Genomic DNA, 304 nt, shown 5'->3' with positions numbered 1-304 from the left:
GGTATAGTCAACTTGCGCAAAATCAGGATTCACAAAACGTTCCAGACGGTTAATCACGTCTTTATCGACACGCTCAGCAAAGAATTCAAGGTCATCACGACGTTCAGTTAATGCTGCTTTGAATGCATATTTCAGCATTTTTTCAGCCAGACCCGCGATGTCATCTAAGTTAGCAAATGCAACTTCAGGCTCTAACATCCAGAATTCAGCCAAGTGGCGGCTGGTGTTGGAGTTTTCAGCACGGAAAGTTGGACCAAAGGTGTAGATTTTGCTTAATGCAGTCGCATAAGCTTCGCCGTTCAGC

At 44.7% G+C, this 304-nt stretch carries 1 protein-coding gene; it reads right to left on the bottom strand.

Going from position 1 to position 304, the window contains the following annotated elements; all coding sequences use genetic code 11:
* Positions 1–304 (bottom strand): amino acid--tRNA ligase-related protein (locus ACNQ0T_RS23730; RefSeq protein WP_417930445.1); only part of this gene is annotated, 304 nt, incomplete at both ends.

The sequence above is a fragment of the Enterobacter cloacae complex sp.6700776 genome (assembly GCF_048284255.1).
Lineage (GTDB): Bacteria > Pseudomonadota > Gammaproteobacteria > Enterobacterales > Enterobacteriaceae > Enterobacter > Enterobacter intestinihominis.
The sequence above is the reverse complement of the archived record's forward strand: the minus strand, read 5'-3'. Positions and strand labels throughout refer to the sequence as shown.